At 46.1% G+C, this 20,969-nt stretch carries 17 protein-coding genes; 5 read left to right on the forward strand and 12 right to left on the reverse strand.

The window, feature by feature from the left end; all coding sequences use genetic code 11:
* Positions 1 to 14 precede the first annotated feature (14 nt).
* Together SDE_RS13780 and SDE_RS13785 are read right to left on the reverse strand one after the other, a co-directional pair.
* On the reverse strand, positions 15 to 1,838 hold the full coding sequence (locus SDE_RS13780; RefSeq protein ID WP_011469109.1) for a glycoside hydrolase family 2 protein: 1,824 nt from the start codon (positions 1,836 to 1,838) through the stop codon (positions 15 to 17).
* 178 nt (positions 1,839 to 2,016) lie between these two features.
* Positions 2,017 to 3,141: an endo-1,4-beta-xylanase gene (locus SDE_RS13785; protein WP_011469110.1), complete on the reverse strand. Its 1,125-nt coding sequence runs from the start codon at positions 3,139 to 3,141 to the stop codon at positions 2,017 to 2,019.
* Between the two features lie 285 nt (positions 3,142 to 3,426).
* Between SDE_RS13785 and SDE_RS13790 the strand changes: the two genes are divergently transcribed.
* Positions 3,427 to 4,839 carry a sugar porter family MFS transporter gene (locus SDE_RS13790; RefSeq protein WP_011469111.1) on the forward strand — a complete coding sequence of 471 codons (1,413 nt, stop codon included), beginning with the start codon at positions 3,427 to 3,429 and terminating at the stop codon, positions 4,837 to 4,839.
* A gap of 108 nt (positions 4,840 to 4,947) precedes the next feature.
* Here SDE_RS13790 and SDE_RS13795 read toward each other — a convergent pair whose 3' ends face one another.
* Positions 4,948 to 5,427, reverse strand: a complete 480-nt coding sequence (locus SDE_RS13795) for a hypothetical protein (RefSeq protein ID WP_011469112.1) — start codon at positions 5,425 to 5,427, stop codon at positions 4,948 to 4,950.
* A 216-nt stretch (positions 5,428 to 5,643) separates the two neighbouring features.
* Entirely contained in the window at positions 5,644 to 7,509 is a 1,866-nt protein-coding gene (locus SDE_RS21390; RefSeq protein ID WP_011469113.1) for a cellulase family glycosylhydrolase, read from the reverse strand.
* 623 nt (positions 7,510 to 8,132) lie between these two features.
* Here SDE_RS21390 and SDE_RS13810 point away from each other — a divergent pair.
* Positions 8,133 to 8,411, forward strand: coding sequence for a peptidylprolyl isomerase (locus SDE_RS13810; protein ID WP_011469114.1), 279 nt, complete (start codon positions 8,133 to 8,135; stop codon positions 8,409 to 8,411).
* A 2-nt stretch (positions 8,412 to 8,413) separates the two neighbouring features.
* Positions 8,414 to 8,749 carry a hypothetical protein gene (locus tag SDE_RS21395; protein ID WP_011469115.1) on the forward strand — a complete coding sequence of 112 codons (336 nt, stop codon included), beginning with the start codon at positions 8,414 to 8,416 and terminating at the stop codon, positions 8,747 to 8,749.
* A 73-nt stretch (positions 8,750 to 8,822) separates the two neighbouring features.
* Here SDE_RS21395 and SDE_RS13820 read toward each other — a convergent pair whose 3' ends face one another.
* The 3 genes from SDE_RS13820 to SDE_RS13830 form a co-directional block, all read right to left on the reverse strand.
* Positions 8,823 to 9,713: an ROK family protein gene (locus tag SDE_RS13820; RefSeq protein WP_011469116.1), complete on the reverse strand. Its 891-nt coding sequence runs from the start codon at positions 9,711 to 9,713 to the stop codon at positions 8,823 to 8,825.
* Between the two features lie 44 nt (positions 9,714 to 9,757).
* The gene (locus SDE_RS13825) at positions 9,758 to 11,785 is read right to left on the reverse strand and encodes a TonB-dependent receptor plug domain-containing protein (RefSeq protein ID WP_011469117.1); all 2,028 of its coding nucleotides are present in this window, start codon (positions 11,783 to 11,785) and stop codon (positions 9,758 to 9,760) included.
* Positions 11,786 to 11,920: 135 nt separating this feature from the next.
* Complete coding sequence (locus SDE_RS13830; protein WP_011469118.1) at positions 11,921 to 12,538, reverse strand: LysE family translocator; 618 nt, start codon at positions 12,536 to 12,538, stop codon at positions 11,921 to 11,923.
* 101 nt (positions 12,539 to 12,639) lie between these two features.
* On the opposite strand from SDE_RS13830, the gene SDE_RS13835 reads away from it, so the two are divergent.
* The gene (locus SDE_RS13835; protein ID WP_158303879.1) at positions 12,640 to 12,900 is read left to right on the forward strand and encodes a helix-turn-helix domain-containing protein; all 261 of its coding nucleotides are present in this window, start codon (positions 12,640 to 12,642) and stop codon (positions 12,898 to 12,900) included.
* A 278-nt stretch (positions 12,901 to 13,178) separates the two neighbouring features.
* The gene (locus tag SDE_RS13840; protein WP_041324711.1) at positions 13,179 to 13,787 is read left to right on the forward strand and encodes a GntR family transcriptional regulator; all 609 of its coding nucleotides are present in this window, start codon (positions 13,179 to 13,181) and stop codon (positions 13,785 to 13,787) included.
* 108 nt (positions 13,788 to 13,895) lie between these two features.
* Here SDE_RS13840 and SDE_RS13845 read toward each other — a convergent pair whose 3' ends face one another.
* The 5 genes from SDE_RS13845 to SDE_RS13865 all read right to left on the reverse strand — a co-directional run bounded on the left by SDE_RS13845 (position 13,896) and on the right by SDE_RS13865 (position 20,859).
* Positions 13,896 to 16,256 carry a beta-galactosidase gene (locus SDE_RS13845; RefSeq protein ID WP_226986429.1) on the reverse strand — a complete coding sequence of 787 codons (2,361 nt, stop codon included), beginning with the start codon at positions 16,254 to 16,256 and terminating at the stop codon, positions 13,896 to 13,898.
* 224 nt (positions 16,257 to 16,480) lie between these two features.
* On the reverse strand, positions 16,481 to 17,926 hold the full coding sequence (gene aldA, locus SDE_RS13850) for an aldehyde dehydrogenase (RefSeq protein ID WP_011469122.1): 1,446 nt from the start codon (positions 17,924 to 17,926) through the stop codon (positions 16,481 to 16,483).
* Between the two features lies 1 nt (position 17,927).
* Positions 17,928 to 18,704, reverse strand: a complete 777-nt coding sequence (locus SDE_RS13855; protein WP_011469123.1) for an SDR family oxidoreductase — start codon at positions 18,702 to 18,704, stop codon at positions 17,928 to 17,930.
* Between the two features lies 1 nt (position 18,705).
* The gene (locus tag SDE_RS13860) at positions 18,706 to 19,722 is read right to left on the reverse strand and encodes a zinc-dependent alcohol dehydrogenase (protein ID WP_011469124.1); all 1,017 of its coding nucleotides are present in this window, start codon (positions 19,720 to 19,722) and stop codon (positions 18,706 to 18,708) included.
* 12 nt (positions 19,723 to 19,734) lie between these two features.
* The gene (locus SDE_RS13865) at positions 19,735 to 20,859 is read right to left on the reverse strand and encodes a mandelate racemase/muconate lactonizing enzyme family protein (protein WP_275450092.1); all 1,125 of its coding nucleotides are present in this window, start codon (positions 20,857 to 20,859) and stop codon (positions 19,735 to 19,737) included.
* Positions 20,860 to 20,969 lie beyond the last annotated feature (110 nt).

A 20,969-nucleotide genomic window follows, 5' to 3' on the forward strand; every position in this document is an offset into this window, starting at 1 on the left:
TGTTAATATTTGGGCTAGTTTGAAGATTCTTCCTTCTTACTATAGTACGCGTTCAGCAAGTACCATGCTTTTTTACGTATACCTTGTTCAGAAAGTAGCCCTTTTCTATTCCAAAAATCTTGGATATCGGGCAACGGCCTTCTAGGGGAGCGGAAATCCTTTAGAATCCATGGCGTCACGCCACGCAGCGCAGTCATTTTTTCTAGCATGGCAATATTATGCTCATATACCGACGCTTGATACTCTTCGGTCCAGCGTTCATCCTTGTCGCCGTGTAAGCCCTGTAATGCACCCGCCCCAAATTCGCTCACAATAACCGGCTTATTGTATTTCGATTCCCACAGTATGTTGCCGCAGCTTTCGGGGGTGCCGCCGTACCAACCGCAATAGCTATTTACCCCAATTACATCCATTGCAGCTACTAGAGGGTCGTCAATTATTTTGCCATTAGCGGTATTGCCTTGTGTGTCCATTGCAGCGGTAATTAAGCGTGTGTCATCCAAAGAGCGGGCTTTTTTAGCGAGCTTGGTAATAAACGTTAAGCGTGCCTTATGGCTGGGGGTTTCATTAGCCATAGACCACAAAATAATAGAGGCGCGGTTTTTGTCGTGGGTAATCATTTCGGTTAATTGTTTTTCTGCTTTGGCGTAAACAGCTTTGTCTTCAAACATCACCGTCCAATAAACCGGTATTTCTGACCAAACCAACAGCCCCATTTCATCGGCCATTTTGACCATGGTTTCGTTGTGCGGGTAATGGGCCAAGCGCACAAAATTGCAGCCTAGCTCTTTGGCCCAGCGCAACAAGGTACGCGCATCGTCTTCGTTCCACGCGCGACCATCGTGCAAGGGGGATTCTTCGTGAATGCTAATACCGCGTAAAAATACAGATTTACCATTAAGCAATATATCTTCGCCATCCACCGCAATAGTTCTAAAACCTATGCGGTCGCGGATTAGTTCACCGTTAAAGGCAATGGTTACGTCGTAGAGTTTGGGAGCTTCGGGCGTCCACAATTGAGGGTTTGCCTTAGCTGTTATCTGCCCTTCACCCTTTTTGTTTAGGGTGATGACTTCTTGAATGTTTAGTTCGGGGATAGAAACCTTAACACTGCCGCCCTGCTTTACATTGGAGCCAGCAAGAGCAACCTTAGCCACAATTGCAGTTGCATCGCTACCGCTAAGCTGCACGGTGTAATCTTCTACATAGGTGGCTGGCAGCTCTAAAATGGCAACAGAACGAGTAATACCACCGTAATTCCACCAATCGGTATTTACTGTAGGTATTTGGTTGCGTTCGCGACGGTTATCGGCTTTAACAACAATTGAGTTTTCACCCCGTTTAACATAATCGGTAATATCAAACTGAAACGAGGTAAAACCGCCCTCGTGGCTACCCACTTTTACACCGTTTATGTACACCATAGCTTGATAGTTAACTGCGCCAAAGTGAACGATATAGCGCTTATCCGCTTGTTTAGTAAGGGCGAAATCTTTTTGATACCACACTGTGCCCTCGTATAAAAACAACTGCTCTTCTTGCGTGTTCCAATCACCGGGCACCCGGATTTTCTCGGCGGTAGCAAAGTTGTATTCAATAAGGTCCGAAGGGGTTTTCATTTTGGCGTTTTTGAAATAGCCCTCGGTAGTGTGGGGCTGGTAACGGTGATTGTAATAGCCGTTTTCGTAGGGGTCGATAATGCGGTTCCACTGGCCATTTAAGCTAATATTTTCGCGGGCAAGCGCATTTTGTACATAGTCAATTGCAAACCCGTTTGCAGACGCAAATAGTGCAGTACAAACCAAGCTAGCGGTGGATAAAAAGCGTTTAAAACTCATCGAGCACCTCCTTATTATTAATTATTGCGACGGAGTATATAGTCAAGCAGGTGAAGGTTCGAGCTAGGTGCGACCAGTCGAACCCTACACAAGATGAAAGCGCTTTCATTTTGTTGTGAAAAGGCAGTGATCTGCAGAGAAATGTTGAGATCACGACGCTAAATTTTTTATATAAATTTTACAACTTGAGGGCCACTAAGGCGTTATAAGCAGGCTTTGGTTTCAAATTACGATCGAATAACAAAGGGTAATTGGTTCGCCCTGGTACCGGAAAGTTATTTTTCCACGAGTCACCGTCACCGACGCCCCAGAACGTAACACGTCCAATATGTTGCTGATGCTTAATGAACAGCTTGAATAGCTCTACATAACGCGCACTAAGCTGCTGGTTCACCGCGTCAGGCAAACCATCAACGTACGGGTTTAAGCTTTTGTCGTACTCGAATTTAGTACTTATATCTGCGCTAGCTAGTTGCCATGGCGCGGGTAATACATCTACATCCAATTCTGTAATGTGTACTTTTAGACCTAAATCGGCCATGGCCACGATGGTTTTTTCCAACTCGTCCAGCGAGGGGTAGTCTAAGCCCACATGCCCCTGCAACCCTACGCCGTGAATAGGCACGCCGCGCTTAATGTAGTCTTTGAATAACTTAACCAAAAATTCGCGCTTTTGCGGCAAGTGCATATTGTAATCGTTGTAACATAAGTGTGCTTTTGGGTCCGCTGCGTGAGCTAAGCGAAAGGCTCGTTCCATAAACTCTGGCCCACAAATGTTATACCAGTGGCTCTTGCGCCAGCCTTTACCCTCATCTTCTGCTTCATTCACCACATCCCACGAGTGTACCCGCCCTTTATAGCGCCCAACTACGGCATTGATATACTCCTCTTGCCTGCGGTATAGGGTTGCTTTGTCTGCCGGTTCGCCCTGCTTGTTTTGGAAGAACCAATCTGGCGTTTGCGAATGCCACACAAGGGTGTGACCATGCATTAGCATCTGATGCTGCTCGGCAAATCTCACAATGGCATCGGCATCCTGCCAGCGCCACTCCCCCATTTGTGGTTGAAGTAAGGCGGGCTTCATGGCGTTTTCAGCGGTTAGTGCATTGAATTGATGCGCGACAGTGGCTGCAAACGCGCCGCTGGGCGTATTAAGTGAGCGCGCACTAACCGCAGTGCCCACGTAAAACTGATCGCGAAATTTCGTGGCCAATCCAGGCAGCGCGCGCGCCACGGCAGGCAGGGCGACGAATGCCGAGCCAAGAAGGCCTGCTTTTACTATATTCCTACGCGTACAATTCACTGGGTTACCTCTCTTTAGATTCAATATTAAACATAAAAACCATTATAGTCATATTAACCATATTAAGATAATATACCCCATAAGGTAATAGCTTAGGCAAATATCCGTGCACTCGCTGGTATGTAATACACCTAAATTCGCGCCCCGCCCTGGAAGGCTTATTGGCTTGTGATGAGGTAGAAGAGTGTTTAATATCGAACGCGCATTGGGCCAATAACAGACCGACGAGTTTTAATACCCATACGCTTCGACCACAACTAATAATTCCAATAATTAGGTATCACCATGACAGATTCAGCACTTCCCTCGGGGGAAAATAAATCGTTTGTAATTCTCATTAGTTGTATTGCAACTATTGGTGGGTTCCTGTTCGGCTTCGACAGCGGCGTAATTAATGGCACCGTTGATGGCCTAGTCACGTCATTTGGCGTAACAAAAACGGCAGTGGGTGTGCACGTTGCCTTTATGTTACTAGGTTGTGCCGTAGGTGCCGCAGCAGCCGGTCGCCTTGCCGATTTATACGGCCGCAGGGCAATGCTTATTGTTGCAGCCATATTATTTATTGTTTCTGCTTGGGGCTCGGGCGTAGCAACAGGCATTGTGGAATTTGATATTTATCGTCTACTTGGCGGTTTAGCCGTGGGCGCAGCCAGTGTTATGGCTCCAGCCTATATTAGTGAGGTAGCGCCAGCGCGATATCGCGGCAGGCTCACCACTATTCAGCAGGTTGCCATTATTAGTGGTTTAACCGCTGCATTTTTAAGTAACTATGTGCTTGCGCATACTGCAGGTTCTTCTTTAGAGCCTTTTTGGATGGGCATTGCCACGTGGCGCTGGATGTTTTGGATAGAAATTGCGCCGGCTGCTATCTTCTTTTTTGCACTTATGGTTATTCCAGAAAGCCCGCGCTTTCTTGTTGCCAGCGGCAAAAAAGACAAAGCACTTACTGTGTTAACTAAATTGTACGGCGCGCAAGCAGCCCCAGGTAAAGTTGCAGAAATTGACTCATCGTTAGATCACGACCACAAACCTCGCCTTTCCGATTTAATTAGTAAAGTTACTGGCAAGGTGCGCCCCATTGTTTGGGTGGGTATTGGTCTTGCTACCTTCCAGCAGCTTGTGGGCATTAACGTAATTTTTTATTACGGCTCTATTCTTTGGCAATCGGTGGGTTTCTCAGAAGATCACGCTCTGTTAATTAACGTTGTATCTGGTGCGGTAAGTATTGGCGCTGTGGTGTTATCACTTGTATTAGTAGATAAAATTGGCCGCAAGCCCCTATTGTGGATTGGCTCTGCGGGTATGGCTGTTACCCTTACCTTAACCGCAATTGCATTTGCCACGGGCACACTCGATGCGAATGGCGACCTACAACTAAGTGACAATATGGGCATTCTCGCCCTTGTGGCAGCCAACGTGTATGTTATTTTCTTTAACATGAGTTGGGGCCCTGTTATGTGGGTTATGTTGGGCGAAATGTTCCCCAACCAAATTCGCGGGTCTGGCTTGGCGGTTGCAGGTTTATTCCAATGGGGGTCTAACTGGGCCATCACCATGAGCTTCCCGGCCCTACTGGCTGGCTTGGGCTTAGCGGTTACCTACGGGTTCTACGCCTTGTGTGCCTTTATTTCTATCATCTTTGTTATTAAGTATGTAAACGAAACAAATGGTGTAGAGCTGGAAGATATGGAAGGCTAAACCTTCTGTAATTTTCACCCATAAAAAAGCCGAAACTTATTATAAGTTTCGGCTTTTTTGTTTGGGCTTGTAAAGTAATTGTTAAGCAACTCGCCGATAAGCAAATACTTAGAAAAAGTCGAGGTCGATATCTTCACTTTGCAATTCTGGCGGCAAGCCTTCGTTAAACCATTGCTGATTCTCCATCAGCTCCTCTGGGTCGCCCTCTTCCCACACTCGCATTTGTGTAGCGCCTTCGTCGCGGCGAATAAAAACCATATAATTCTCTTCACCAGCACCTTTAATTCTTACATCACACTCTGGGTATACGTTGTAAAAGAAATCTACTAATGGTGGTAGCGAAGCTTCCGCACCATTGCGCGCAACCATTTCGGCTACTATATAGCCGCTTTCTTTCGAGGGCTGCTCAATGTAAAAAGCGTCATCTTCGGCCTGCTCGAATAACACATCCACATGCTGTGCATTGTTATCACCCACTAGTTCTTTTAATACAGCGCTATAAATTTCGCCATCTTTTAACATAGTAAACACTGCTGATTGTTGTTTGGTATTGTCAAGCTTTATGTAAAGCGTAGAACGCAGCTCCATCGTACTTCTCCATAAGGGTGAGTGAAGCTGGTATTATTTCACTTTCACATGATAAAAACACTACACACCGTTTGGCTCATACAAACCAAATACGAGGCAGAAAGAAGGGCTAAAACGCTAAGCTGTACGGAAGGGGAAATAAAAAGCAGCCCCACAACTAATAGTTAGCTTGGAGCTGCCGAATGCCAACCTAACGTTGGCGAGGGGAAAGTCTACTTAGTTACCGGCATTGATAATTGCGTTAATAATATTGGGGTAAAGTTGATTGCCACTGGCGCGATCAAACAATGCCATACCACCATCACCGGAATAACCGTTATCCCAATAAATAGGCACCATTCCATGATCTACCGCAGATTGAGTAATGTATTGGTTCCAATACTCTCGGTAAGTTTCGTGCCCGGCCACATTCGCGCGCGATACAACCCCGTACTCACCTAAAATTACCGCTATACCTTGATCAACGAAGTTAGTTTTCATTTTTTGGAAAGTCGCATCCACATAAGATTCATTCGCCCATGTTTCGGTAACGCTAGGGTCAGTTGCAATTACGCCCCACTGAGTAATGTTGCTGTTGGTATTTAACGTAAAGTTATAGGGGTCGTAATAGTGTACTTCCATCATTAACCTGTTTGTTGCCGGGTCGGTTGGCACTACCGCGAAGTTCACCGTGTGATCTATGTTGGTATTAAACCCCTGTACCACTAAGTAACGGCTAGCATTAGCGCCACCGGTTGCACGTACAGCATCCACAAACGTTTGGTTAAAGCTATTTTGTACTGTGTAGTATTCGAAGGTGGGCGTACCGTAATCGCCTTCCACCATCACTTCGTTGGTGCCTGCAAACAGTAAGCGACTATCGTAATCTTTAAAGTGATTAGCTATTTGCGTCCACATAATTTGCAAGCGATTGTTAACATATTCTTGCTGTGCATATGTGGGCTGCATCCAACCGCCGTCCCAATGTTGGTTCATTACCACGTACATATCGGCGCTCAATGCGTAGTTCACTACTTCTTCTACGCGTGCAATCCAATTGCTATTGATAACAAAATTAGCTTCGTCCGAGAATTGGCTCCACGCAACCGGAATGCGAATAGTGTCGAACCCAGCAGCTTTTATGGAGTTAATTAATTGCTGCGTAACCATTGGGTTGCCCCACGCGGTTTCGCCACCAATCGCTTCTAGGGAGTTTCCAAGATTCCACCCCAAGCCCATTTGCTGCGAAAACTCTACCGCGCTTAACCCACCAGACGACGAACTAGAGCTTGATGAGCTGCTTGTAGAGCTGGTGCTCGAGCTAGAAGACGAGGATGAACTGGTAGACGAACTGGACGAAGAACTGGATGAAGAGCTAGACGTACCACAGCTGGACACCACGCCCCCGTCGCCCCATTGATCGTTACAGGTGTTTGCACCTATACAGCTTTGGTTGTTTTCCCACCCCCAACCAGTATTTTGATTGGCACAAACAGGGCGGTTTTCACCGTACCAATTACACATTGCAACACAGTTGCCGCCCGAAGAAGAGCTTGATGAACTGGACGATGAGCTAGAAGAGGTGCTTGAAGAAGAGCTAGAAGTCGAACTAGAAGAAGAGCTCGTCGAGGAACTTGAGCTACTCGATGAAGAAGTACTTGAGCTAGATGAAGAACTACTTGAGGAGCTGGAAGAACTTGATGAACTAGAAGATGATCCGCCTTCGGCAACACAACTAATAATGGTTACATTTCTATCGGCGCCATCACCCTGTAAGCCAAATTCGGTAGATTGGCTCGGCTGTAAATTACCATTCCATCCGGCATCTACGGCAACATAATTACTGCCTTTTGTTACTGAGGCGTTCCACGAATTAACAATATTTACATTGCCGCTATACGCCCATTCGACCCGCCAACCGGTAATGGGGCTAGAGTCATTATTGGTAACTTTCATTGCACCGGTAAAGCCGGCGCCCCAATCATTACTGATTGAATGCTCACACTCAAGGGCACTTGCTTGGCTAGCCATTAGCGATGCCGCAAACACAGCCCCACCAAAGCCTAGCGCACGCAGCGCTTTGCTGAATTGATGTTTCAACATTTTATTATCCTCTTATTATTTCGTTTTTTAAAAACTGAACTGCTTCTAGCCGCGCACTTAATACAAAGCGCGAGTAACGGCTTACTTCGCATTAAAAACACAGCAAAACAAAACGCACTTTTGCTTTAAAACGCAAAGCTAACCAACTTAATTAACCCAAGTTTGCGGGCTGCACAGCCCCACCGGTAATAGGTAAACAACGTGTAAGTTGGCTAATGCTGGTATCCATACACTGCATAATCCCCTGCCGCAGCAAGAGCTAAGGGAAACGATTAAACGCGCGATGCGCGGGAAGCATTCGACCGCTGCGCTAAGGCAGCTTAAAGAGGACATATGGATGCTTCGCAAACATGATTTGTGAGCGACGCCGGCTTAAAACCAGCTCCCACTCACTTAAATTATCTTTTTGGCAGCCTGATTATCACTTCACCACCATATTTTATTTGTAAATCACAATATCACAAGCAAAACATCGTTGCTAGGCAAACTAACGTGCGTAACTTAACAGTTAGCTAAACTTACCAAGCCGTATAGATGTAGCGCGGCTCTCATAGTTGCCATTGGGCAAAGGCCGCGTTTTAAGGTATTGTCCTGCCCTTAACCACTAGCCTGATGGAGCAACCATGCCAAGAGCCGCCGCGCGCCATATTTTGGTAAAAACCAAAAGTGAAGCAGAAAAATTAAAACAGCAACTTGCCAATGGCGCAGACTTTGGCACCCTTGCAAAAAAGCACTCTCTGTGCGCTTCCGCCAAGCAAGGTGGCGACCTAGGCGAGTTCAACCCTGGGCAAATGGTTAAAGCATTCGATAATGTGGTATTCAAAAAGCCGATTCTTACTGTTCACGGCCCCATCAAAACGCAATTTGGCTTTCATTTAATAGAAACCATTTACCGAGACTAGCCATGAAAATATATATGTATGTAGACAACCCCGACCTTGGTGAAAACGAACAGGCCATGGTAGATGCCATTGCGCAATGGGTGGGCGAAGACAACCCCCACGCCAAATTTATAAACGCGCGCGACGACGAATGGACACTGGGAATAGAGCTAGAAATGAAAAACAGAAAATTCCTAGCCGAGCCACTGAACGCTATGCACAAACTCGCTTTAAAATATAAATGCGACTTTGTAGTGGGCTACATAGAAGATGGCGAGAAAGAAGATGTGTGCTACTTTGGCAAAGAAGAAGGTAAGCCAGATTTATTTGAGATAGGGAGTTATTTAGGGTTTGGCTAAAGCTAATCTACAAACCCTAACCCCCCCTTATCGATAATAAATAATTCCTAATGGGTAATCGCTAGTTGAGCTTCTAGCGATTATCGAAAGCCTGCTCCGCTAACACCATTGCACCTAGAATGCCCGCTTTATCACCTAGGCCAGGCAACACTAAATATTCATTTATATTTTCTAAAATTGCAGGGCTTTGAATATAGCCGTTAAGCACTTGTACTGTTTTTTCGCGCACACTATTTAACATATGGGCTTGCCCCATTACGCCGCCGCCCAAAATTATACGCTGCGGCGAAAAGCTGCAAACAAGGCTCGCCAGTGCTGTAGCAACATAGCGCGCTTGAAGATCCCACGCTGGGTGATCTGCGGGTAACTCGTGTGCAGGTGTGCCCCAGCGCGCGCCAATAGCTGGCCCTGCAGCTACCCCTTCGAAGCATTTATCACCGTGGTATGGGCATTGCCCGGCAAAGGTATCGTCTGGCTGCTTGGGTACAAACATATGGCCGAGTTCTGGGTGCACTAAACCGTGAATTAATTTACCACCGGCTACTACACCACCACCAATGCCTGTGCCCATAGTAATGTAAATAAAATTATCTAACCCCTGCGCTGCGCCCCACCGCTGCTCACCCAAGGCTGCACCGTTTACGTCGGTATCAAAACCTACCGGCAAATCAAACAAGCGAGCAAATACACCCGCAAATTCAGTATCTGCCCAGCCCGGTTTAGGTGTGCTGGTTACAAAGCCATAGGTTGGCGAATTGCGTTGTAAGTCAACTGGGCCAAAGCTACCTATACCAATGGATTTTAACTGGCCTTTGTATGGCGCAAAAAAAGCGAGTGCCTTGCCTAGCGTTTCTTGGGGTGTTGTGGTGGGAAAGCGCACTTCAGTTAGATCGTCTGGTCCGGAGCCTACTGCACACACAAATTTTGTTCCGCCAGCTTCAATAGCACCAAATAAGTTTTTCATGGGTGACTCGTCAAATTTGTATCTAAGGGTTAAAAACCCATTAATTAAAAAGAAAAAGTTAAATCTAGTCGCGCTTCTCTTGCTGGCATTTGCACATTGGCTTCACCGTTTAACAGCCAATAAGCACGATCGTCAAATACATTGGTTACATTTAACCCCACTTGCATATGGCGATTCATTGGGTAGGCAATATTTACATTTACCAGCGAAGCCGCGCTATTGTTCGCGTTTGTATTAGTTAGGTTATTTGCATAGTCGTAAACCGATGTGTAGGTAACAGCGCCATTAATGGGGGCACTACCTAGCATTGACCACATCCAACCAAGGTTTATTTTTTTGCGGGGCACATCCAAAAAGGCATTACCGCTATTATCTTCTGTTTTTGACGAAGAAGCATTCGCGAACAGTTTTACATTTTTATTAATGGCATAATTTAACTCAAGCTCTATACCTGTACTGGTAAAACCCTGCTCAATATTTATGTATTCGCCAAACTGCGACCAATCCCGTGCTAAATAGCGTGACGTTTTGTTGGAATAAAAAGTAAGCCCCATCAACCAATTATTTAATTCTATGTAGGGTGCTAACTCTACGCTGCGAATGGTTTCTGGTTTTAAATCTTGTAGCTCTACACTGGGTTGTTCAATGCGCACCTCGTTGTTCACCCCCAGCTCTTTTACCGACGGGCCACGCAAGGCCTCTGCATATAAGGTTTTTACACTTAACCAGCGGTTAAACTTTTGCACAAAAGCAATACGAGGAGATACCTGTTGATAGCTTTCGCTGTCGGCACTGCCATTATCTAAGCGTGCCCCCAAGGTAAGCAACGAGCCATCCAATACATCAAATTCATTTTTATACTGCACATAAAAAGATTGTGTAAGCACCGTGGGTGTTTTGGGCGTAACGCGAGAGACACCCGCCACTTCAACGTCTTCGGCTTCGCCATAGCGGCTATCTAAATTAATACCCGCTGTAATGTGTTGCGCACCTTCTAAATGCCAGTGCAGCTCTGTTTGGGCCTGATAATTATGAAATGGATAACTGTAAGCGCTGCGTTCACTTTCTGTCGCATTGTAGTATTCCGCATCTTCCGATGAGTAACCGTACTTAATATAGGAGTGGGAGACTAAATTCGCTGAAAGCTCTTTTTCGTATTTTGCATATGCCAGAAAGTTCTTCCACGTAATGTGATTTTTATCGCTAGAGTAATCGGCCCAGAAGTTACCTAACCCGCCTTTTTTAGACGAGTACATAGCCCCTGCGGTTAAACCGGTTAGCGCGCCTTTATCCCACTGCCATTTACTAAAGGCAAACTCGCTTGTTTGATTGTCGAAGTTTAATTGCGAAGGGTTTGATGCAACGGGTTCTAAGCTTGCTTGCTGCTGGTAGTGGCTTGCGCTTATTAGCCCCTGTGCGGTATCTGTATTAATAAACCGGTTGAACTTAATACTGCTAGTGTTATCGCTAGCTTGTACTTGAACGGCTGTGCCAGGCTGGCTAGAGCGGCGGTTGCTCAGGGCAGGGTTAATGCTAATGACACCATAAAAAGCGCTTACACCATACAATGCCGATGCTGGGCCGCGTAAAAAATCAACTTGGTCGGCAAAGTGTAAAGGCAAATTATGATCAACTTGCGCAGTGTACGCTCGAATATGATTGGCCGGTATGCCATCTATAAGCAATAAGTGGCGATTGTTATCGAACCCGCCCGCCTTTTGACCGCGCGTTTCGAGCGTGTGTTCACCAATATTAGAATAAGTTGAATACCCGGGGGTTAGCGAGGCAAGTTGTGCAAGTGTATTCAAGCCCAGCTTATTGATATCTTGCGCGGCATAAGAAGTGACCGTGCCAGCCGCTTCAGTAATCGATTCGGGGTTACCACTCGCTACCGTAACACGCACCTGTAACAGGTCGGCCAACGGCATATTCCATAGTAGGGCTATGTCACTATCATCCTGCTCGGGCTGCGATTTATTACCCTGCGTATTCTGTGCACCCGCAGCAGCACAAGTAGACAAAGCTACAAGTGTAAAAAATGCTATACGGGACAAAAACGGGGTTAGAACCATGATGAACCTAGAATTATGCGCCAAGCACCTATATAGCATTTATCAAACTATGGAGGTAGGAAAAAAGCCTACAAAATACGAATAGGTACAGGAAAAACAACTAACGGATACATAGTGCCCTCAAAACATTGGTTACTATGCATTTTGTATCACCAACATCACGCCGGTTATTAAAATTAATGCCCCTGCACCTATATTCATTTTGCGCAGTACACTTGGCTTATTTAACTGGGTGCGCACTGCAGCTGCTGCAAGAGCATACAGTAGCATTACACCCCCTACGCTCACCGTTGCTAACAGCATAACAATAAGCGTGTCTTGGAAGGTGATGGTGCTCATATCGTGAAATGCGGGCAAAAAGCCTAGGTAAAACAGTATTGCTTTAGGATTAGCCAGTGTCGTTACAAACCCAACTGTCGCATTGTGGATCGCCCCCGAAGATTGTGCAGCTTGAATATGCATTGGCTTGGGTTTGCGCAATATTAAGCTCAAGCCAATAAAGAACAAATAGCCAATAGCAAAATAACGCGCCCAATCAAACAAATCCCCAAGCCAGTGCGCCGCTGCCGCCAGCCCATACACGGCGGCCACAATATATACATAATCCCCAAATACGATGCCCAGCACAGTCCAGCCACCCCGCTTAAACCCCGAAGCTAACACCTGCGCCACAACAATAAGCACACCGGTACCGGGAATAGCCGCTAACACAAACATAGCGCCAAGTAGCGCAATAATATTGGCTGTAGTCACTTAATACCTTATAACAACAAACAGAAATTCAAATGGCCGGCCAGCGAAGGTGGCACATAGCGCTAGTTTACAGGCATTGGCAGTGTTTCGCGCCCTTCAAAGTGGCAGATTTTGTATGCACAGTACCGCAAAGCTTTAGCCGCTTTTTTAAAGGCGCCACCGGGCGTACGTTTGTTTCTTTTGTGAATGAATTGCGTATAGAAGAAGCCTGCAAACAGCTCGCCTCTACCACTAACGACATAATTGATATTGCCTACGAGTGCGGCTACGGCAATCTATCTAATTTCAACCGGCGTTTTAGCCAAATTCAAAAATGTACACCCTGTGAGTACCGCAAAAAACACCTACAACGCCGCGCTTAGCTAATCCAATGGCTAAGCGCGCCAAACAATAAAACCTGCCAGCCCAATTGTTACATCAAGCCATTAATCCATCGCATTAGTAATAGGTGCCCCAGGGCAATCTAGAATCGCTCTACTTTTCCCAATCCTATTCTCTTTCTCTCGTCCCGGCTCACCAAGTGGTTTAACCATTTCACCGCTTATTGCTTTACCTTAACCTTTATTTGGTAGACAATAAAACATTAACAGGGCGCCGCACCATTACTGCATTGCACTGCCCCTACTAAATGGATTCCGTCATGTTTGATCAAAACAAAATTGTTACTATAAAAGACCAAATTGCCGACCAAATGCGGTCGGATATTATTGCGGGCGAGCTTGCCCCAAATACTAAATTAAACGAGCAGTCGCTTTCTAAACGCTTTGGGGTATCGCGCGGCCCTATCCGTGACGTTTTATTACAATTAACCAAAGAAGGCTTGCTTGTTTCTAAAAACAATTGCGGTGTATCGGTTAATAGCGTACTCGACCCCGCTATGCAAACCCTTATGATTCGTATACGAAGGGAAATAGAAACCCACGCCATTAGCAGTTTAAAAGGCAAGCTAGACGATGCCGACTTTGATGCACTCGACTCCATCCTCAATCGCCTTAAAGATGCTTTTAAGCAAGAAGATTTTATTGAGGTAACCAAGGCTGATATCGATTTCCATCGCTACTTGGTGTACAAAGCGGGCGGGCAAGAATTAGTAAACCTATGGCACCCAATCGTGCTGCGCATGCGAATGAACTATAAGCGTATAACTAACCCTAAAGCGTGTGTTGATGAGCACAAAGCTATTGCTAACGCGTTAAAAGAAGACAATATTAAAGCTGCAAAAGAAGCTCTATTAGCCAATATACGCTAATACGTTTTTGCGCGGCTTAAGGCCGCCCCCCTCCATCTATTTATTCCAAACAAAAAAATACCTGTAGAGCTGCCCCTACAGGTATTTAGCGTTTTACTAAAAAGCTTTTTATTTGCTGCCTAGCCTTTCGGTGTATATTTTCGCATTTACTTCTTTTGCTGCATCCACCATTTCTTGGTACGGCGTGTCGGTAACATCCACAAAACCCACATTGTAGTTTTCACCATCATAAGCTCTGCCCGTTAATGGCGAATCCATATACTGGAACCAGTGCGCGCCTACGAAGTAGGGGTTATCAATTACCGATTGCATATAATCTTTGTACATTTCACCTCTATCGGCCTGCGACGCAGCGTGAATTAAACCGGGGTGATACGAACCGTGATCCATAGCACCTATGTGAAACTCACCGATTATACTCGGCTTATCTAGCTCTGCTAAAAAAGCCCACTTCTGCTTAGGCAAGCCCTCTTTGTAGGAATTATAGCTAACCACATCGGCGTATTTTGCGGCAGCTTTCACTACCTCCATTGGCATTCCCCAATCAGGAAAGCGTGCGCCTAAATACAAGTGGTTCGGCATGTAATGTTCAACCGCGCCGTGTACCACCTTAAAATATTGGTCCGCATAGGCCGAAAGTAACATTGAGTAATCTGCGCGCAGAGTATCGGTTACCGGCAGCGCTTTTACATCTACGCCCAAATCAAACTCAGCCCAAGAACTAAGCTTTAACCCCCAGGCATTGTTTAACGCGGCTATAGTTTTGTATTTGGCTTTAAGCAGCTTACTAAACGCCTGCCTAGTAGGCACACCTTCGCTTGGGCGACCGAGGGTATGAATGGGAATACCGTATTGCGCCTTATCGGAATCGGGGCGACCGAAGCTTTTTTCGTTATCGATAAATACCCCTACGCACCAAGGGCTATTTTTAATTTCTTCTGAAACCACGCGTGCCGTTTCCATAGCGCGCACTTTAAATTCTGGGTCGAATACATCTGGCATTGCGCCCCAAAAATCCGCACCGCTAGATACGGTTTTAAAATCCCCTATTACCCAACCATTCGCGAAAAACGGTATGCGATTGTTGTCGTAATATGCTGGGTCAGTCCAGTTGCCTAGCGAGGTAAAGCCCCAGTTTAGCATTCTGTCTACCGTTACTTCGCGCCACTTATCCAAGTAAGAACCGGGGTAAGTTTCACCGTATTTACGCTCAAGGTTGGCACTGTAGAAGCTGTAGGCTTCACCGCGTTTCAGTGGGCCGGAATGCGCAGAGCGACGGTAGTTATAATGATTTGCGAGAGGGTGATCGTAATCTGGCAACCAGTTAAACATTGCCGCTCGTGTTGGCGATGCTAGGTGGCGCGTAGCAAATGATTTTTCGCTCACTGCCATTAAACCTTTTGAGTCTTCAGGTGTTACATCGTCGGCAGAGCGCTGAGCAACAGTAGCTTGATCGTAATCGTAACCAGTCATGGTAGATGAATTAGATAGGCGAATAATGTCTAAACCCGTAGCAAAGTAAGGGTACCCTTCTGGGTCTACTAGCATCCATTTACCGTTAATTTTTTCTGTGCGAAAGTACCCTGTAGCTTTTAGCTTGGGGCCGGCCAACCAACCGCCAAACTTAGAGCGACTAGGCATTGGCTTGCCATCAAGCTCGGCCAGTTCCACATCGCGCGCTGCATGCAATTCTTCTAAACTATGGATTTTACCCTTGTAATCAACTTTGGCGTTTTGGCCAAACTCGTCTACCAAACCGACAAGGAAGTTTTCATCTTGCGGCGGGTTGGGTTGAATACGAATATTATCGATAATAACTGTTTTATCGTGCATTGCGCTTTGCACACTTAGCGATATTTTAGCAATGCCCGACAAATCTAAATTTTTCACTCCCCACATCCAAACAAACTGCCTATCGTCAGATGTCCATGTAGGCGGGTTAGAACGCAAGCCAGAGGCGAGGTTTAAATCGTTAACGTCTCCACTATCGGGCACTTCTAAATCGTGACCGCTTAACTTGGCGTAGTACGATTGCATTTTACCCACTGGAATATCAATACTGCGGGTAAACACGGCGCCATTTTGGTCGGTAACATCTAAATAAAATTGTGTGGAATGATCGCCAACACTGACTATATCGAAATACAAGCTAGCAGAGGTAAACTCGCTCCAATCCCAAGGCTGCTCTGGCACAATGGCAAGGCCAGTATAACTGTGCTGCTTGGACTGCATCGCCAACTTTAACCCTTTACTCGGCTCGCCATTTATACCGGTATAGGTTTCTATACTTGCACGCGCATTTAAAAAATGAATATTTGAAGGGACTTGATCGTTTTCAAAATCGAATAACATAACGGGCGAAATATTATTTGAGTCTACACCCGATTCAAGCTTACTTGAATTACACGCGCCAATAAAAATTGAAGCGGAAATAACAAAAAGTGGGATAAAAGAGATATTTATTTTCACGAGACCTCCAATTGCACCCATTTATTTTTAAATAATAAGGGCAGCAAATAACTGAATTATTTTCGATATATTTACATGTGCTAAATTAAACCTGCCAATATTATTGACTGTGCATCCAAGCCCGCAAACGCCCCTGTAAAGCCAGCTAGCTCTCCCCTACGAGGGGCACCTTGCGCAACTCCCTTTGCGCTACAGCAAGGTTCGCAATGCACACTGCTGTTATTTCATTCAGCAAAATACACTGTCTTCTTCTCTAAGTACTGCTCTAAACCGTAACGACCATCTTCACCGCCTGCGCCGCTTAGCTTCCAACCGTTGTGGAAGCCTTGGTGCTGCTCACCAATACCGCGGTTAACATACACCTCACCGGCCTCAACCTCGGCAATATATTGATGAATATATTTAAGGTTTTGCGTAAACAAATACGTTGAAAGGCCATACTCACTGTCGTTGGTGTACTCTATAGCCTGCTCAATACTGTTAATTTTAACTACAGGTAAAATAGGCCCAAACGTTTCTTCGTGCACAAGAATATTACTTTGCTGCACATCACCTAGCAGTGTGGGTTCATACCAGTTGCCACCTTCAAAGCCAGGCACATGCGCGCGCTTACCGCCATGCAGCAAGGTTGCGCCTTGCTCAATACCCTTCTTAACCAGCGCATCAATATTTTCTATTTCGCTTTGATTAACCTTGGGACCCATATCGGTATCGGCAGCCATTGGGTCGCCCACTTTTATTGCTTTCACCTTCTCAAGTAGCTTATCCATAAAAGCGGGGTAAATAGATTCGTGTACATACAGGCGCTCGGCACAGGTACACACTTGCCCGCAATTGGCATAACGCGTAGTAAATGCCGCCTCTACTGCGCTTTCTAAGTTGGCATCTTCCATTACGATAAATGGTGCCTTACCGCCCAGTTCTAGCATTACTGGCGTTAAATGATCGGCACTGGTGCGGTAAATACGCTGCCCAGCAGGGGTGCTGCCGGTCATGGTTATTAAGCGGGTTATTGGGCTTTCGCACAGGTGCTGCCCAACAACACTGCCACGGCCGTTTACAATATTGAGTACGCCGGCGGGAATACCCGCAGCATTAGCTAGCTCGCCTAACGCCAATGTTGCAAGTGGCGTTTCTTGGGTTGGCTTAACCACGATAGCATTGCCTGTAACAAGTGCTGGGCCTATTTTTCTGCCCGCCAGTGCTAACGGAAAATTCCAAGCGGTAATTGCCACAACCACACCGCGTGGCACTTTGTGGATATATATTTTTTCGTTGGGGTTATCGGAAGGTAAAATATCGCCCTCTATAGTAAGCGCGTTATCACACGCGTATTCTATAAACGTTGCTGTGGCTTCTACTTCCATTTGCGCAACAGAAAGTAATTTACCCTGCTCGCTCACTAACAGCTTGGCTAAATCATCCGCCGCCGCACGAATATTCGCAGCGAATACACGCAATATTTTTGCGCGCTCTCTGTTCGTTTTTTTTGCCCACAGCTTTTGAGCTGCGTTGGCTGTATCCAGCGCCAACTGCGCATCCTCTACACATCCTGCGGGAATATCGCCTACCTTTTTACCGGTGCTTGGGCTTAGCACATCAATAGCGCCATCAGCTTGTGAAGCTATATATTCGCCGTTGATAAAATTTTTCATGTTATGAATTTTCATATTATCTCCCCATCCAGCCGCCATCGACGACCATCACGCTACCGTTAACATAGCTAGCGGCTTCAGAAGCTAAAAACACCACAGGACCTGCGAAATCTTCTGGCTTACCCCAGCGGTTTTGTGGAATACGACTCAAAATAGAAGTGGCACGCTCTGGGTCGTCGCGCAACGCTTGTGTGTTATCGGTTGCGATATAACCCGGCGCAATTGCGTTAACATTTACACCGCTGCCCGCCCACTCATTTGCCAATGCTTTAGTAAGTTGACCAATTGCCCCCTTACTTGCCGCATAGCCCGGCACTGTAATGCCACCCTGAAAGGTAAGTAACGAAGCAGTAAAAATCACCTTGCCAGAACCGCGCTTAACCATTTCGCGGCCCAGCTCGCGGCTTAGAATAAATTGCGAGTTAAGGTTTACGTTAATAACCTCATCCCACAGGCTGTCGCCATGCTCGGCTGCCGGTGCACGCAATATGGTACCCGCGTTGTTTACAAGAATATCAATAACTGGGTGCGCCGCTTTTACTTGCTCGATAAAAGTATAGATGGCTTCGCGGCTATTAAAGTCACATTTATATGCGCTAAATTTTCTGCCGGTTGCCTCTACCGCCTTTGCAACGTCTGAGCCTTCGCTTTCTAGGCTTGCCGACACACCAATTACATCTACGCCAGCTTGTGCCAATGCAACTGCCATTGCTTTACCTATGCCACGCTTACAACCTGTAACCAGCGCGACTTTACCTTCCAAATTAAAGCTGTTTAATACTGGGCTAGTCATATTAATTACACTCCACTAACGCTTTCATTCCGGCTGGGTTGTTATCCATGCTGGCAAATGCGGTACCTATATCGTTCAAACTGGTTACCGAGCTAATAAATGAATCCACATCAATTTTGCCGCTGGCCACAAGCTCAATAGCGTGCTCGAAGTCCGCCGATTCGTATACTCGCGCGCCCAGCAGTTCTAGCTCTTTCCAGAAGAACTGAAACAGGTCTACCTGTGGCTTTTGCGAATGGATTGCCACCATACAAATACGACCACGCACTGCGGCAACTTTGGTCATGGTTTCTACTGCTGCAGCCACGCCAGATACTTCAAATACTGCGTCCGCGCCTTTACCACCAGTCCACTCTTTTACTACCGCTTCAATATCGTCGGTTACGGGGTTAACGGTTTTAATACCGCGCTCTGCGGCAAACTTTAGGCGCGCTTCGCTCACCTCAGAAATCATTACCTCTGCGCCAACACTTTTTGCTACTAAGGCTACGAGTTGACCGATTGGGCCACCACCAATAACTAATGCTTTTTCACCCGCTTGCAAACGCGTGCGCGCTACATCGTGACAGGCAACAGACAGCGGCTCGATTAGTGCACCTTGCTTTAAGCTCACATTGTCTGGCAATGCGTGAAGCGTGCGCGCTTTAACTGTCCAGTAGCTTTGGAAGGCCCCTGGGCTATCTATGCCCATAAACTTTAGGTTATGGCACACATGAGAATGCCCTGCATTACACGCTGGGCAATCGCCACAGTAATCTAAAGGCCGAACAACTACGCGGTCGCCTACTGTATAGTCGGTCACCCCTGCGCCTACTTCCACTACCGTACCCGACATTTCATGGCCGATAATTTGTGGAATAGAAACACGCTGATCCATAACCCCGTGGTAAATATGCATATCGGTACCGCATATACCAGTGTAACCAACCTGTAGACACACCTCGCCTTCTGCGGGGGGCACTTTAGCGCCATCTACAACGTTAAAACTTTTATTTCCCGCATATTGTGCAGCTTTCATGGTGAACCTCGTTTAGGATTTTTTAGCCAAATGGCCACGTAATAATTCATCGACAAACACAACACCCGTGCCTTCTATATCTGGTGCTAGTGCGTAACCGTTTTCCATTGCTAGCGGTTGTGTTGTGTATTGGTCGATAGGAAAGGAGTGAACTTCTAAATAACCCGCATTGGGCTGAGACGACATAAGTGAAACGTGCAACTCTTGCATGCCGTGACTGCACACCGGTAAGTTGTGTGCGTTTGCTAAACTTGCAACGTTCAACCAACCAGTAATACCACCAATATTAGAAGCATCGGGCTGCAAAAAACCAAGCTTGGCTTGTTGCACGGCATAGGTAAATTCGTGAATAGTGTGTAGGTTTTCACCCATAGCTAGGGGTATTGATATTGCTTGAGCGATATCGGCATAGCCTTGGTAATCGTCTGGCAATGTTGGCTCTTCAAACCAAGTAATATTTTGGTCTTCTATGGCGTTAGCAAAACGAATGGCTTTTTCTTTGGTCATGGAGTAGTTGGCATCCACCATAAATGTGGTATCTTTGCCAATTAACTCTCGCACTGCGCGTACACGCGCAATATCTTCTTTAATATTATCTTTGCCAACTTTAATTTTTACAGCATTAAAGCCCGCGTCTAAATAACCTTGTATATTGCTTAATAGTTTTTCTTGCGAAAAATTTAAATCTATACCGCCGGCATAGCAGCGTGTTTTATTGCTTAAACCGCCCGCCACTTTCCACAGGGGTTGCCCCAACAACTTGCAGCGAATATCCCACAATGCAATATCAACCGCTGACTGAGCAAAGCTAACTAAACCACCGCGCCCAACATAATGTAAGCGCCAATAAATTTCTTCCCATATGGCTAGAATTTGGGTGGCGTCCCGCCCAACAAGCATAGGCTTAATTTCATCGACTAATAGCGAATAGATTGCCGAACCGCCGGACCCACCGGTATAGGTATAACCCACACCTTCTACACCATTTTGGCAAGTGATACGGCTAACTATTAGCTCAAAATAGGTATGATCCCCGTGCTTTGCATCAGACAACACTTCAGCTAGCGGAACCTTGTAATGCTCGACTGCTACGGATTTTATTTTAATTGGGTTACCTTGAGGCAACTCTAATTCCACTATACTTTCCATCAGGCATTTACTCATTTATTTTTACAATCTACAACCTATTGTAAATTGTATACAATCATAGTCAAGCGCTTTGTGCCGTTGAGCCCGCGGCCTTCAAA

Origin of the sequence: Saccharophagus degradans 2-40 (genome assembly GCF_000013665.1) — a bacterium.
Lineage (GTDB): Bacteria > Pseudomonadota > Gammaproteobacteria > Pseudomonadales > Cellvibrionaceae > Saccharophagus > Saccharophagus degradans.